We start from the raw sequence: 13741 nt of genomic DNA, 5'->3' as shown, positions 1-13741 counted from the left end.
ATCTCACGAGGGGTAGGTTTCCTACCATGACGTCGACGCCCGTGCAGAGCAGCACGCAGGACCCGCCCGCCCGGTCCCACGCCGAAGGTGCGACCGGTAGGTCCCGATCGTCCGGTTCGTCGGAGGAGGCGCGGACGCTGGGCGACCGGCTGTCCGCCGCGACCGAGCGCGTCCCGGGCCCGGTCGCGGTCGTCGACCTCGACGTGTTCGACGCCAACGCCCGCGAGCTCCTGGCCCGTGCCGGGGGAGTGCCCGTGCGCCTCGCGTCCAAGTCCGTGCGCGTGCGCTCGCTCGTCGAGCGAGCAGGCCGGCTCGGCTTCGCGGGGATCATGGCGTACTCGCTGGCCGAGGCGCTCTGGCTCGTCGAGCAGGGCGCTCGCGACGTGCTCGTCGCGTACCCGACGGTCGACCGCCGGGCGCTCGCGGAGCTCGCGGCGGACCCGGCCGCGCGCCGGGAGATCACGCTCATGGTCGACGACGTCGCGCAGGTCGCGCTCGTGGCGACCGCCCTCTCGGGGCACCGGGGAGCGGACGCTGCGGAGAGCAGGTCCGAGGGCGCAGCCGAGGCAGGCACCCCGCCCGTCCTGCTGTGCCTCGACATCGACGCCTCGCTGCGGCTGGGGGTCGGACCCTTCACGGTCCACCTCGGGACCCGCCGCTCACCCGTCCACACCCCCGCGGAGGCCGCTGCGCTCGCGCACGCGATCGGGACGGTGCCCGGGCTGCGCGTGCGCGGCCTGATGTTCTACGAGGCGCAGGTCGCGGGGCTGCCCGACACGAGCCCCGCGGTGCGGCTCGTCAAGAAGGCCTCGGTCGCCGACCTGTCCACGCGCCGGGGCGAGGTCATCGCGGCCGTGCGCGACGCCGTCGGGCACGAGCTCGAGCTCGTGAACTCCGGGGGGACCGGCTCGCTCGAGACGTCCGCCGCCGACCCCGTCGTGACCGAGGTGACGTCCGGCTCGGGCCTGTTCGTGCCCGGCCTGTTCGACGGGTACCGCTCGTTCGTGCCGCACCCCTCGGCGTACTTCGGGCTCGACGTCGTGCGCGTCCCTGCGCCCGGCTACGCGACCGCGTTCGCGGGCGGGTACGTGGCCTCGGGGCCGGCAGGGGCCGCGCGCGTGCCCCGGGTCGTCGAGCCCGGGTGGCGGCTCACGTCGTCCGAGGGCGTCGGCGAGGTCCAGACGCCCCTGCACGTCGCCCGAGGCCGCCGCGACGCGCGCGAGCTCGCGGTGGGCGACCGCGTCTGGTTCCGCCACGCCAAGGCGGGCGAGCTCATGGAGCGCTTCGACCGCGTGCAGCTCGTGCGCGGCGACCAGGTCGTCGAGGAGGTCCCCACCTACCGCGGCGAGGGCAAGAACTTCGGGTAGCGCCGCCGTCGGGCCGGTGGGCGTCCCACCTGCTGAGAAGGTGGGGACCTGCGGGAATACGCGCGGTCCCCGCGCGATTGAGCACGGCATGACGAGCCTTCCCGACGCCGCCAAGGCGCTCCTCGACGCCCCCGAGTTCGCCACCGTCGCCACGCTCGAGGCCGACGGCAGCCCGCAGACCTCGGTCGTGTGGGTCGCGCGCGACGGCGAGGACATCGTGTTCTCGACGATCCACGGCCGTCGCAAGACCGACAACCTGCGCCGCGACCCCCGTCTGAGCGTGCTCGTCTACCCGCGTGACGCCCCGTACCGGTACCTCGAGGTGCGCGGCGAGGCCGCGATCGAGGAGGACCCCTCGGCCTCGCTCATCCACGCTCTCGCGCAGAAGTACACGGGAGCCGAGCGCTACACGGGCGACGACGGCACCGACAACCGCCGCGTGGTCGTGCGCGTGACCCCGACCAAGGTCCACTGGCGCGACTGACGGAAGCCGCGCCGCCGTCGCGCGAGGGCCGGGCGCTGGGTCCTCGGCTCGGCGGACGGGCCTGCGCGACCCGCTCGCGCGGGTGAAGACGCGCACGGATGCGCCGCCCCCGCCGGGGCGGGTTCTGCCGGGAGGGGTGCACCCCGGTAACCTTGCGGGCGTGAGCCTTCGACTGTTCGACACCGCGACGCGGGACGTGCGCGACTTCATCCCCCAGAACCAGGGTGAGGTCGGCATCTACCTGTGTGGGGCGACGGTCCAGTCGGCGCCGCACATCGGCCACATGCGCTCGGCCGTCGCGTTCGACGTCCTGGTGCGCTGGCTGCGTCGCACGGGCTCGCGCGTGACCCTCATCCGCAACGTCACGGACATCGACGACAAGATCCTCGCCAAGTCCGTGGACGCGGGCGAGCCCTGGTGGGCGTGGGCCGCGATCAACGAGCGCGCCTTCACCGCGGCCTACGACGCGCTGGGTGTGACACCTCCGACCTACGAGCCCCGCGCCACGGGGCACGTGCCGGACATGGTCGAGCTCATGCAGCGCCTCGTCGACTCGGGGCACGCCTACACGACCGGACCCGGCGACGTGTGGTTCGACGTCCGCTCGTGGGCGGACTACGGCTCGCTCACGAACCAGCGCCTCGAGGACCTCGCCCCCGCCCCGGCGGACCCGGCCGAGGACTCCCTCAAGCGCGACCCGCGCGACTTCGCGCTCTGGAAGGCCCCCAAGCCCGGCGAACCCGCCACGGCCTCGTGGGACACCCCGTTCGGGCGCGGACGGCCCGGCTGGCACCTCGAGTGCTCGGCCATGGCCCACCGGTACCTGGGGAGCACGTTCGACATCCACGGCGGCGGCCTGGACCTGCGGTTCCCGCACCACGAGAACGAGCAGGCGCAGTCCCGCGCGGCCGGCGACGGGTTCGCCCAGTACTGGCTGCACTCGGCCTGGGTCACCCAGGGCGGCGCCAAGATGAGCAAGTCGCTCGGCAACGGGCTGCTCGTGCGCGAGGTGCTCGCCACGACCAGCCCGGCCGTGCTGCGCTACGCGCTCGCCGCGGTCCAGTACCGCTCGATGCTCGAGTGGACGCAGGACACCGTGACCGAGGCAGAGGCCACGTGGGAGCGGCTCAGCGGGTTCGTCCAGCGAGCGAGCGAGCGCGTGGGCGAGGTCGACGTCGCGGACGTGCGCGAGGCCGAGCTCCCGACCGCGTTCGTGACGGCCATGGACGACGACCTCAACGTGCCGGCCGCGCTCGCCGTGGTCCACGAGCACCTGCGGGCGGGCAACTCTGCGCTCGCCGACCGGTCGCCGGCCGCCGACACGGTCGCCCGTCACCACCTCGTCTCGCTCCGCGCGATGCTCGACGTGCTGGGGCTGGACCCCGCGGGCGAGCAGTGGGCCGACGCCGGGGACACCCGGTACCGCCACGCGCTCGACGCGGTCGTGACCGCCGAGCTCGACGCCCGCGCCCAGGCACGGGCGGCACGCGACTTCGCCACCTCCGACGCGATCCGGGACCGCCTCGCGGCCGCCGGGGTCGTCGTGGAGGACTCCAGCGACGGGGCCCGCTGGTCCCTCGCTGCACGCCAGGGCACCTGACCAGGAGCCCTGGCCCGACGGCCGGACGGCGCCCACCGGGGCGCGGGGTCCGCCACCGACAACTTCACTCATTCACATCGACCGACGGGGCAGACCCATGGCTGGAAACTCACAACGACGCGGCGCGACCCGCAGCAGCAACAAGAAGGGCGCCGTCGCCGGCACGGGCGGCAAGAACCGTCGCTCGCTCGAGGGCCGTGGCCCGACGCCCAAGGCCGAGGACCGCACCTACCACAAGGCGCACAAGGCCAAGGTCGCGGCCGAGCGCCGCGAGGCCACCTCGACGGGTCCCCGCTCGCACGACGCCAAGAGCGCAGCCCGTGGTGGCCGCCCGAGCGGTCGCACGCCGTCGCGCACGACCCGCTCGAGCAGCGCCAACGAGGTCGTCAACGGCCGCAACGCGGTGCTCGAGGCCCTCCGTGCGTACATCCCGGTCTCCGCGGTCTACATCGCGACGCGCCTCGAGGCCGACGACCGCACCAAGGAGATCCTGAACATCGCCTCCGGGCGCGGGTACAACCTCCTCGAGGTCACCAAGGCCGAGCTCGACCGCATGACCGACGGCTCGGTCCACCAGGGCGTCGCGATCCAGGTCCCGCCCTACGACTACGCCGACCCCGAGGACCTCCTCGACCGGGCGCACGAGGCAGGCGAGCCCCCGCTCATCGTCGCGCTCGACGGCGTGACCGACCCGCGCAACCTCGGCGCCGTCCTGCGTTCTGCGGGCGCGTTCGGCGCGCACGGCGTCCTGGTGCCCGAGCGGCGCGCGGCCGGCGTCACGGCCTCGGCCTGGAAGGTGTCCGCCGGGGCGGCGGCGCGCGTGCCCGTGGCCCGTGCGACCAACCTCGTGCGCACGCTCACCGAGTACAAGGCCGCGGGCTGCTTCATCGTCGGGCTCGACGGCGGCGGCCCCGTCGCCGTGGGCGAGCTCGCGTTCGGCAAGGACCCGCTCGTGCTCGTCGTCGGCTCCGAGGGCAAGGGCCTCTCGCGCCTCGTGCGCGAGACGTGCGACGTCGTCGCCTCGATCCCGATCCTCTCGGACGTCGAGTCGCTCAACGCAGGCGTCGCAGCCGGCATCTCGCTCTACGAGGTCGCGCGCCTGCGCGCCGCCGAGGACTGAGCCTCTCCGCACCGCCACGCGCCCCAGGGCGCCCCGCAGGCCGCCTCCAGGCCGTCCGTGGGGCGCCCTGTGCGCTCTCCTGTGCGCGCCTGGGCGGGAGCGCGACGGTGCGGGCGTGGTCGCTGCACCGAGGCTCCGCGACACGGTGGCTCCCGGGCCCCGCGGGTGCGCCCCGTGGTCTCCCGGGGCATGCTCGCGGCATGGACCCTCACCCCGTGCACCGGCACTACCGGGTGCTGCTCCTCGTCCTGACGTTCTCGACGGGCATCATCGACGGCATCTGCTACCTGGCCCTGGACCAGGTCTTCACGGCCAACATGACCGGCAACGTGCTCATCCTCGGGATGGGACTGGCCGGTGGGCAGGACGTCCCCACGGCCGGCCCGCTCGTCGCCCTCGTGGCGTATGTCGGGGGAGCGGGGATCGCCGGGTACGCGTTCCGCAACCACCCGGCCGGTTGGCACCGGACGACCACCGGTCTGTTCGCGGGGGTCGGTGTGGGCGTGCTCGCCGCGTCCGTCGCGGCCGCCCTGGTCGGGGAACCCAGGGGATGGCACCTGCTCGTGATCGTGGCGGTGCTCGGGCTGTCGATGGGCACCCAGGCAGCGACCGCACGGCACCTGTCGGTCAAGGACCTCACGACGACCGTGGTCACCTCGACGCTCACGGGACTGGCCGCCGACTACTTCCAGGGCAGCCAGGGCCGGGAGGCCTGGGTCCGTCGGGTGTCCGCGGTCCTCGCGCTCGGTGCGGGCGCGGCCACGGGGGCTCTCGTGCTGCGCGCGGGGCTCGAGGTGGCACTCGTGGTGCCCGGGGTCATCGCGCTCGGTACGGCCCTCGTGGGTGAGCGCTACCGACGCCAGGACGCCGTGCCGGCAGCCGCGACACGCCCCTGATCCCCGGAGCCCCGGCCGTCGAGACCTTCGCCCCGGTGAGCGTCACTCCTGCTGGTCGACCTCGCCCGGGGCCAGGCCCAGGATCGCCTTCTCGTCGGGCCGGTGCCGCAGCACGTTCTCCACGTAGGACGCCGTGGCCTCGGGCATGGGGATGTCGCGCCCGGCCTTCTCGGAGATGAACCAGCGGTGGTCGAGGATCTCGTGGAAGAGCTGTGCGGGCTGCAGCTTGCGCCGCAGGTCGCGCGGCACGGCCTGGATCGTGGGCTCGAACACGCCGCTGAGCCAGTCGTGCGCGACGAACTCCTCGTCGTCGTTCTGCCGCTCGGCCGCCGCGCGATAGGAGTCGAGGTCGTTGAGGAGCCGGCGCGCCTGGTTCTCCTGCACGTCCAGTCCCGTGAGCCGGATGAGGCGGCGCGAGTGGTGCCCGGCGTCGACGACCTTGGGCTGGATCTGGACCGTGGTCCCGTCGATGTCGGTCGTGATGTCGAGCTCGCCGACGTCGAACCCCAGGTTGTTGAGGCGTTCGATGCGGGCCGCGACGCGCCAGCGCTCGTCGGACGCGAACGACTCGGCGTTCGTCAGGGCGTCCCAGAGCTCGTTGTACCGTGCGACGAGCGCGTCGCCCACGAGGATCTCGTCGATGTCCTCGTCGAGGAGCTCGCCCGCCGAGAGGTCCATGAGCTCGCCGATGATGTTGGTGCGCGCGAGGTCCACGTCGTAGCTGCGCTGGCCCGGGCTCAGCTCGCGGTGCAGGTCGCCCGTCTCCGCGTCGACGAGGTAGGCCGCGAAGGTCTCGGCGTCGCGTCGGAAGAGCGTGTTGGACAGCGACACGTCGCCCCAGTAGAAGCCGATGAGGTGCAGCCGCACGAGCAGCACGGCGAGGGCGTCGATGAGCCGGGTCGCGGTGTCGGGCTGGAGGGCCTGGCTGAAGAGCGCGCGGTAGGGCAGCGAGAACTGCAGGTGCTCGGTGATGAGCACGGCCTCGAGGCGCTCGCCGTTCGCGTCGGAGCGGCCCGTGATGACCCCGACGGGCACGACGCTCGGCACGTCCATGCGGCTGAGCTGGCGCAGGAGCTCGTACTCGCGGTACGCGACGGACTCGCCGATCTCCTTGATCGCGATGACGCGCCCGGACATGCGCACGAAGCGCACGATGTGGCGGGAGATGCCGCGGGGGAGGGCTGCGAGCACCTCGTCGGGCCACTGCTCGAGCGGGATGTCCCAGGGGAGGTCGAGCAGGGCTGGGTCGGGGGCTGACGCGGTGATCTGCAGGTTCTGCACCATGACAGGTCCTTTCTCCGCGGTGGCCGGTCGCGCGGGGTGGCTCGGCGGACTGCGGTGCGCGCCGTGCGGCAGGTCGCCGCGGGTCCGCACCCGTCGTCGGTCACGGCTGCGGACGTTCCGCAGCCACGGGGAAGGATATGCGAAAGGGGCGGACCCGGCACACAGCCGAGCCCGCCCCCGTGTCGCTAGAGGTCAGCTGAGACGCAGGCCCGTCGCGGTCGAGAAGATGTGCGTGTTGCCCGGGCGGATCGCCACGTGGATGCGCTCGCCCTTGGCGGGCACGTTGCGCGGGTCGACGCGGACGATGATCTGGTTGTCACCAGCACCCGAGTGGACGTCGGCGCTGGCCAGGTCACCCTTGAGGGTGCCGTAGACGAACGCGTCGGAGCCGAGCTCCTCGACGATGTTGACCTCGACGGCGAACGCGTTCTCGTTCGCCTGCGTGGTGACCTCGAGGGACTCGGGGCGGAAGCCGACCGTGACCTTGCCCTTGTCGGCCTCGGTGATCTTGGCGACGACCTCGCGGTCGAGCGGGATGCGCGCCGCGCCGACCTCGGCTGCACCGTTGTTCACGGTGAAGGTCGCGAGGTTCATGGCGGGGGAGCCGATGAAGCCGGCGACGAACACGTTGGCCGGGGTGTCGTACATGTCGCGCGGCGTGCCGACCTGCTGCAGGAGGCCGTCCTTGAGGACCGCGATGCGGTCACCCATGGTGAGGGCCTCGGTCTGGTCGTGCGTGACGTAGACGGTCGTGACGCCGAGACGGCGCTGGAGCGACGCGATCTGCGTACGGGTCTGGACACGGAGCTTGGCGTCGAGGTTCGACAGCGGCTCGTCCATGAGGAAGACCTGCGGCTGGCGGACGATCGCGCGGCCCATGGCGACACGCTGGCGCTGACCACCCGAGAGGGCCTTCGGCTTGCGGTCCAGGTACTCGGACAGGTCGAGGATCTTCGCAGCCTCCTCGACGCGCTGGCGGATGTCCGCCTTGGGCGTGCCGGCGATCTTCAGCGCGAAGCCCATGTTGTCCGCGACGGACATGTGCGGGTACAGCGCGTAGTTCTGGAACACCATCGCGATGTCGCGGTCCTTGGGCTGCACGTCGGTGACGTCGCGGTCACCGATGAAGATGTGCCCGCCGTTGACGTCCTCGAGGCCCGCGAGCATGCGGAGCGAGGTCGACTTGCCACAACCCGAGGGGCCGACGAGGACGAGGAACTCGCCGTCCTCGATGTGCAGGTTGAGCTGGTCCACCGCAGGGCGCTCGGTCCCCGGGTAGAGCCGCGTTGCGTGGTCGAAAGTGACCGTAGCCATGATGGGTACATCCCTCCACCGGCAGGTACGTGCCGGACGATCCGTTGTGTAGTGACGTGCCGCGCTTTCACGTGGTGCGTGTCTGCTGTGACACAGAAGAAGTCGAACCTCCAGGGATTCCGGTCACCCGGGGACCTGGGGGTCCGACGTCATCGTTGCTCGGCATCCTACCCCCGCCCGCTGAGTTCTCCGTCACACCCCGGTCACGTCCGGGTAACGGTCCTCAGGCTCCCAGCAGGTCGGCGAGCGCCGTGAGTGCGCGGGCCGCCTCGGCGGGATCGGCGACGCGCCGGCGTGCGAGCGTCTCACCGGGGCCGACCTTGATCCCGAGGTCGGACGGGCCGAGCACGGCGAACGCCCTCTCGTCGGTCACGTCGTCGCCCAGGTAGAGCACCGCCGGCGACCCCAGGCTCGTGCGCAGCGCGTCGAGCGCGATGCCCTTCGAGGTGCTCGTGACCGCGATCTCGACGACGTTCTTCCCCGTCATGGCGTGCGCGCCCAGCTCGTCGCCGAGCCGCGCGGCGGCTGCCGAGGCCTCGTCGGCCGCGGGCTGGGGGGACAGGCGGGTGTGCAGCACCGCGGCGGAGGGCTTGTGCTCGACCCAGGCGCCCTCGACGGGGGCCGCGATCTCCTCGAGCCCCTGCGTGACGCGGTCCAGCAGGGTGGTCTGGGCGTCGTCGAGCGCGACGGGCACCAGGCGGACGCGGGCCGTGGTCCCGTCCGCGCGGACCTGGCTCTGCCCACCAGCGGCGGCGGCGGCGTCAGCCCCGCCGGCATCGCCGGCAAGGCCCGGACCGTCGGCCGGATCGCCCTCGGGGGTGGGAGCCAGCACCTCGCCCGTCTCGGCGCCGTGGCTCCCGACGAGCAGCGCCTCCACGGGCGGCGAGGCCAGGCGCGCGAGGTCCTCGATCCGGCGGCCCGACACGAGCGCGACGCGCACGCGGTCCGGGCCGAGCGTCGCGAGCCGCGCGAGCGCGGCCGCCGACGCCGGGGTGGGGCGCGACGCGAGCGGGTCGTCGCCCAGGGGGGCGAGCACCCCGTCGAAGTCGCTCGCCACGAGCAGGGGCCCGCCCGCCGGCGCGCCGCCGTCGGGCGTGCGGGGGGCGAGCGCCGCGAACGCGGCGAGGTCGCGCTCGAGCCCGCCGTCGAGCGAGGTCCCGGGGCCCGACGCCGTCACGCGCCCTCCCCCTCGACCGGTTCCTGGCGGCGGGGCGTGTCGCGCGACGGCATGGCCTGCAGCACGCCGAGGAAGGACTCGGACCACTTCGAGACGTCGTCCGCGAGGACGCGTCGACGCAGGCGGCGCATGCGCTTGCGCTGCTCGCGGGGGTCCATGTGGGCCGCGGCGACGATGATGTCCTTCATGCCGTCGATGTCGTGCGGGTTGACGAGCAGCGCGCCGCTCGCGAGCTCGTCGGCCGCGCCCGTGAACTCCGACAGCACGAGCACGCCCTGGTCGTCCGAGCGGGCCGCGATGTACTCCTTGGCCACGAGGTTCATGCCGTCGCGCAGCGAGGTGACGAGCATGACGTCGGCCGCGAGGTAGAGCGCGGCCATCTCCTCGGGCGGGTACGAGTGGTGGAGGTAGTGGATCGCGGCGTGGCCGATCTCCGCGTACTCGCCGTTGATGCGCCCCACGAGGCCCTCGACCTGCTCGCGCAGCTCCTGGTAGGCGCCCACGTTCTCGCGGCTGGGGCTCGCGACCTGGACGAGCGTGACGTGCTCGACGTCGATGCGCCCGTCCTGGAGGATCTCGCCGTAGGCCTTGATCCGGTGCCGGATCCCCTTGGTGTAGTCGAGCCGGTCGACCCCGAGCATCATGACCTCGGGGTCGCCCAGGTCGGCGCGGATCTCGCGCGAGCGGGCCTGGACCTCGGGGGTCCGGGCGAGCTCGTCGAACGTGTGCGAGTCGATCGAGATGGGGAAGGCCGCGGCGCGCACGTGGCGGGCGGGGCTGTCCTCGGTCGCGGGGGTCGTGACGATGGGCCCACGGGTCGTGTAGCCGGTCAGGCGGCGCACGGCCCGGATGAAGTTCGACGCGTCGCCCGCGCGCTGGAAACCGATGAGGTCCGCACCCAGGAGCCCGTCGATGACCTGGCGGCGCCACGGGAGCTGCTGGAACAGCTCGAGCGGGGGGAAGGGGATGTGGTTGAAGAAGCCGATCCGCAGGTCGGGTCGCTGCTCGCGCAGCATGCGGGGCACGAGCTGGAGCTGGTAGTCGTGCACCCAGACGGTCGCACCGTGGTCGGCCTGGGCCGCTGCGGCGTCGGCGAAGCGCTGGTTGACGCGCCGGTAGGCGTCCCACCACTGCCGGTGGAACGCCGGGGGAGCGATCACGTCGTGGTAGAGCGGCCACAGCGTGTCGTTCGAGAAGCCCTCGTAGTAGCGCTCGATCTCGGTCGCGGAGAGCGTCACGGGCACGAGCCGCATGTCGTCCGCGTCGAAGGGCTCGACCTCGAGGTCAGGCGCGCCGGACCAGCCCACCCAGGCACCGTCCGACTTCTGCATGACGGGCTCGAGAGCCGTGACGAGTCCTCCGGGGGAGCGCTTCCAGTCGACGCGTCCCTCGTGGTCGACCGTGAAGTCGACCGGGAGCCGGTTGGACACCACGACGAGGTCGTAGCCGTCTTTGCCAGTCAATGGAGATCTCCTTGATATTCGGTTGGACGTCCGTGAATCTCCACCCAGGTTATCGGTGCCGCGTCTCACCTGCTCACGGGAGCGCAGGGCACGGACGCGTTTTGTCGATACCTTGACACCATGGAGGAGGCCAGCAGCAGATCTGTCGACCCGGCGCGGAGCAACGGCACCGCGCGCCGTGGCGGGCTGCCGGCGGGCAGCGAGGTCGGGGGCTACCGCATCCTCGCGCGGCTCGGTGCCGGCGCCATGGGCGCGGTCTACGAGGCCGAGGACGGCGGCGGGAACCTCGTCGCGATGAAGTTCCTGCACGCCCATCTCGACGTCGACGCCCAGGGCCGGGACCGCCTGCGCCGCGAGGCCGTCGCGCTCCAACGGCTGCGGCACCCGGCGGTCGCGCAGATCCTCGACGTCGAGCTCGACGGCTCGGACGCCTTCATCGTCACCGAGCTCGTCGACGGCCCCAACCTCGAGGAGGAGATCGCGACGGGGGGACCGCTCGACGCGCGCGACCTGTTCGAGCTCGCGGACCAGCTCGCCGAGGCGCTCGAGGCCGTCCACAGCGCGGGCGTGGTGCACCGCGACCTCAAGCCGAGCAACGTCCTGGTGACCCAGAACGGGCCGGTGCTGATCGACTTCGGGATCGCGCACGGCCTCGACGAGGCCCGTGCGACGTCGACGGGCCTGGTCATGGGCACGCCCGGCTACCTGGCCCCCGAGCTCCTCGAAGGGGCCGCGCCGAGCGTCAACAGCGACTGGTGGGGATGGTCGGCCGTGCTGGCCTTCGCCGCCACGGGCCGCCCGCCGTTCGGCATGCGCCCGGTCGAGGCGGTCCTGGCACGTGCCCGCACGGGCGAGGCCGACCTGGCGGGGCTCGGCCCGCGGACCGCGGCTGTGCTCGCGGCGGCGCTCCGGGCCGACCCGGCGCGGCGCCTGGGGCCGTCGGAGGTCGCCGAGGTCCTCCGCCGCGTCGCGGACGAGGGGGACGGCCCGACGGCGTCGCCCGCCACGGGAGCGACCGCGATCGTCCCGCCCACCTTCAGCGGGCAGGGGGTCGGCGCAGCGGCGGCCGGGGCCCTCGCTGCGACGCTCGCGGCCGCGGGCAGCGCGGCGGCCAGCACCCCGACGGTCCCCGCCGCGACGCGGCTCGCGGGTGCAGGCGCAGGTGCAGGTGCGGGTGCTGCGGCCACCGTGGCGCTCCCCGCGTCGGCCGTCGACGTCATGCCGACGAGCGTGGTGTCCGCGACCCGTTCGGCGGTCCCGGTCCCCGGTGCTCCCTCGATCCCGCCGCTCGCGGCGACCCAGGTCCTCGCCAACGACGGGCGGACGGTCGCGATGCCCGCGGTCCCGCCGGGGGCACCGGTGCCGGCGCCGCAGCAGCCGCCGCCCTCGGTGGTCCCGCGCGTCTCCCCGGTCCAGCTCCAGGGCCCCGTCCCCGCGGCAGCGCCAGGGCGGGCCCCGGTCCCTCCGCCCGGGTACGCCGTGCCCCCGCCCGCGACGACTCCCTACCCGCCGCAGCCGGGCCGACCCGCCGGGGCCACCGCTCGTGCTGATCGCGGGCAGCCAGCCCCGGGGCAGGTCGCCACGCCGCCCGGGCGGGACCCGCTGTTCGACGCGTTCGGCCAGCCCGTCGTGGCAGCGCCCGCCGATGGGTACGCCCGCCCGTCCCACCGGCACCGGAGCGGGACCCTGCTCGCGCTCGGGCTCCCGCTCGTCCTGCTCGCGGGCAGTCACCCCGGGGTCGCGTTCGTGCTCCTGTGCCTGCTCGTGGTCGCCGCGCGCGTCGTGGGCGTGGCCGCCGACTCGTTCCACGCGCACCGCGAGCGCAAGGGCGTCCAGCGCAGCGACGGCGTCCGGGTCGCGGTCTCGGTGCCCTGGTACGCGCTGCGGGCCGCCGTCGGTGCGTTGCCGTCGCTGCTCGTCGCCGGGTGCGGAGGTCTGCTCGTCGCAGTCGGGGCGTGGTGGATGCTCGCACCCGGGATGGTCGTCCTCGCCCCCCAGCAGACGGTCGAGGCGCGGTCCGCGGGCGGGGCGAACGAGGACTGGGTCTTCACCGTGGTCCTGTGCCTCGCGATGGCGGTCGCGGTGCTTCTCGCGTGGTTCGGCCCGCTCTCCGCGCTGACGCGCTTCGGGGCGCGCACGACCCTCGTGCACGTCGCGCCGGGGAGGGTGGGGGCGATCGTCCTCGTCGTGGTGGGCCTCGCGCTCGCCGCGATCGTGCTCTTCTCGCTCGGCGACGGAGCGCCCATCGAGTGGGCGCCGTTCCCCGGACCACCCCCGAGCATCTGATCCTGCGGCTTCACCGGAAACTCCCAGACTGTCCGAGTACGCTGACCCCGTGACCAGGACGTCCGCACCGGGCGCACCACACGGTGCCTCGCCCGGAACGCCCCCGAACGAGACCGCGCCACGCGCTGCGGTCCGTGCGGTCGTGCGCGCGCGGTCCGTCCGAGGGACCTCCGCGGAGGCCTCGGTCCGCCGGTTCTCCGCCGTGACCTCGCTCGTCGTCGCCGGGTTCCTGCTCGTCGTCGGGACCCTGTCCCTCCTCGCGGACCGCGGCTTCAGCGTCGTCCACCAGTGCCTGCCGGCGCCCGGAGGCTGGGGCGTCGCCGGGGTCCACCTGGCCCTCCTGCGAGAGACCGCCGAGTGCCCGGCCGGGACCGCCGCCCTGGGGGGAGACCCCGCGCGGGTCGTCACGGTCGTCGGCGTGCTCGCCCTGCCCGTGCTGCTGGCGCACCTCGCGCTCCTGCTCGCGGGCTGCGGCCTCGCCGCCGTCGCCCTGCGCGTCCGTGACCGGCTCGTCGGCGTCCTGCGCCCCCGGAGCCTCGCCGCGCTGCTGCACCGCCCGCTCGCCCCTGTCGCCGACGCGTGCCGCCAGGTCGTCCGCTCGGCCACCAAGGTCCTGCACCATCTCGCGCTCGCCGCGGTGCGCTCATTGCGCGGGCCGCCGACCGCGCTCGCGGCCGCCTGACGACTCGTCACCCGACTCGTCACCGCCGCGCGCCCCGGTGCCACCCGCACCCCGGTGCGCGGCACGGA

The 13741-nt window shown here is 73.7% G+C and carries 11 protein-coding genes; 7 read left to right on the top strand and 4 right to left on the bottom strand.

Annotation, left to right across the window (positions count from 1 at the left end; genetic code table 11):
• Positions 1-26 precede the first annotated feature (26 nt).
• From ASE15_RS00855 to ASE15_RS00835, 5 genes are all read left to right on the top strand, one after another.
• Entirely contained in the window at positions 27-1367 is a 1341-nt protein-coding gene (locus ASE15_RS00855; protein WP_082608408.1) for an alanine racemase, read from the top strand.
• An 88-nt stretch (positions 1368-1455) separates the two neighbouring features.
• Complete coding sequence (locus tag ASE15_RS00850; protein ID WP_056645264.1) at positions 1456-1851, top strand: PPOX class F420-dependent oxidoreductase; 396 nt, start codon at positions 1456-1458, stop codon at positions 1849-1851.
• Between the two features lie 160 nt (positions 1852-2011).
• Positions 2012-3451, top strand: coding sequence for a cysteine--tRNA ligase (gene cysS / locus ASE15_RS00845; protein ID WP_056645266.1), 1440 nt, complete (start codon positions 2012-2014; stop codon positions 3449-3451).
• Between the two features lie 97 nt (positions 3452-3548).
• Positions 3549-4571 (top strand): 23S rRNA (guanosine(2251)-2'-O)-methyltransferase RlmB, encoded by a 1023-nt coding sequence (rlmB, locus tag ASE15_RS00840; RefSeq protein ID WP_056645268.1) that lies wholly within the window; start codon positions 3549-3551, stop codon positions 4569-4571.
• 200 nt (positions 4572-4771) lie between these two features.
• Positions 4772-5467 (top strand): YoaK family protein, encoded by a 696-nt coding sequence (locus tag ASE15_RS00835; RefSeq protein WP_056645270.1) that lies wholly within the window; start codon positions 4772-4774, stop codon positions 5465-5467.
• Positions 5468-5509: 42 nt separating this feature from the next.
• Here ASE15_RS00835 and ASE15_RS00830 read toward each other — a convergent pair whose 3' ends face one another.
• The 4 genes from ASE15_RS00830 to otsA all read right to left on the bottom strand — a co-directional run bounded on the left by ASE15_RS00830 (position 5510) and on the right by otsA (position 10705).
• Positions 5510-6751, bottom strand: a complete 1242-nt coding sequence (locus ASE15_RS00830) for a DUF4032 domain-containing protein (protein WP_056645273.1) — start codon at positions 6749-6751, stop codon at positions 5510-5512.
• A 192-nt stretch (positions 6752-6943) separates the two neighbouring features.
• Positions 6944-8065, bottom strand: a complete 1122-nt coding sequence (locus tag ASE15_RS00825) for an ABC transporter ATP-binding protein (RefSeq protein WP_056645275.1) — start codon at positions 8063-8065, stop codon at positions 6944-6946.
• Positions 8066-8288: 223 nt separating this feature from the next.
• Positions 8289-9242, bottom strand: coding sequence for a trehalose-phosphatase (locus ASE15_RS00820; RefSeq protein WP_056645277.1), 954 nt, complete (start codon positions 9240-9242; stop codon positions 8289-8291).
• Positions 9239-10705 (bottom strand): alpha,alpha-trehalose-phosphate synthase (UDP-forming), encoded by a 1467-nt coding sequence (gene otsA, locus ASE15_RS00815; RefSeq protein ID WP_056645278.1) that lies wholly within the window; start codon positions 10703-10705, stop codon positions 9239-9241. Before otsA ends, ASE15_RS00820 begins: the two co-directional genes overlap by 4 nt.
• A gap of 120 nt (positions 10706-10825) precedes the next feature.
• On the opposite strand from otsA, the gene ASE15_RS21115 reads away from it, so the two are divergent.
• Complete coding sequence (locus ASE15_RS21115; protein WP_056760574.1) at positions 10826-12991, top strand: serine/threonine-protein kinase; 2166 nt, start codon at positions 10826-10828, stop codon at positions 12989-12991.
• Between the two features lie 49 nt (positions 12992-13040).
• On the top strand, positions 13041-13673 hold the full coding sequence (locus ASE15_RS00805; RefSeq protein ID WP_157257341.1) for a hypothetical protein: 633 nt from the start codon (positions 13041-13043) through the stop codon (positions 13671-13673).
• Positions 13674-13741: the final 68 nt, after the last annotated feature.

The organism is Oerskovia sp. Root22, from assembly GCF_001429135.1.
Taxonomy (GTDB): domain Bacteria; phylum Actinomycetota; class Actinomycetes; order Actinomycetales; family Cellulomonadaceae; genus Oerskovia; species Oerskovia enterophila.
Note: the sequence above shows the minus strand (reverse complement) of the source record. Positions and strands in the feature narration are given on the sequence as shown.

Excerpts from the sequence above, each read along its gene's own strand:
- ASE15_RS00855 (WP_082608408.1), top strand. The coding sequence starts at position 27 with ATGACGTCGACGCCCGTGCAGAGCAGCACGCAGGACCCGCCCGCCCGG.
- ASE15_RS00850 (WP_056645264.1), top strand. The coding sequence starts at position 1,456 with ATGACGAGCCTTCCCGACGCCGCCAAGGCGCTCCTCGACGCCCCCGAG.
- rlmB (WP_056645268.1), top strand. The coding sequence starts at position 3,549 with ATGGCTGGAAACTCACAACGACGCGGCGCGACCCGCAGCAGCAACAAG.
- ASE15_RS00835 (WP_056645270.1), top strand. The coding sequence starts at position 4,772 with ATGGACCCTCACCCCGTGCACCGGCACTACCGGGTGCTGCTCCTCGTC.
- ASE15_RS00830 (WP_056645273.1), bottom strand. The coding sequence starts at position 6,751 with ATGGTGCAGAACCTGCAGATCACCGCGTCAGCCCCCGACCCAGCCCTG.
- ASE15_RS00825 (WP_056645275.1), bottom strand. The coding sequence starts at position 8,065 with ATGGCTACGGTCACTTTCGACCACGCAACGCGGCTCTACCCGGGGACC.
- ASE15_RS21115 (WP_056760574.1), top strand. The coding sequence starts at position 10,826 with ATGGAGGAGGCCAGCAGCAGATCTGTCGACCCGGCGCGGAGCAACGGC.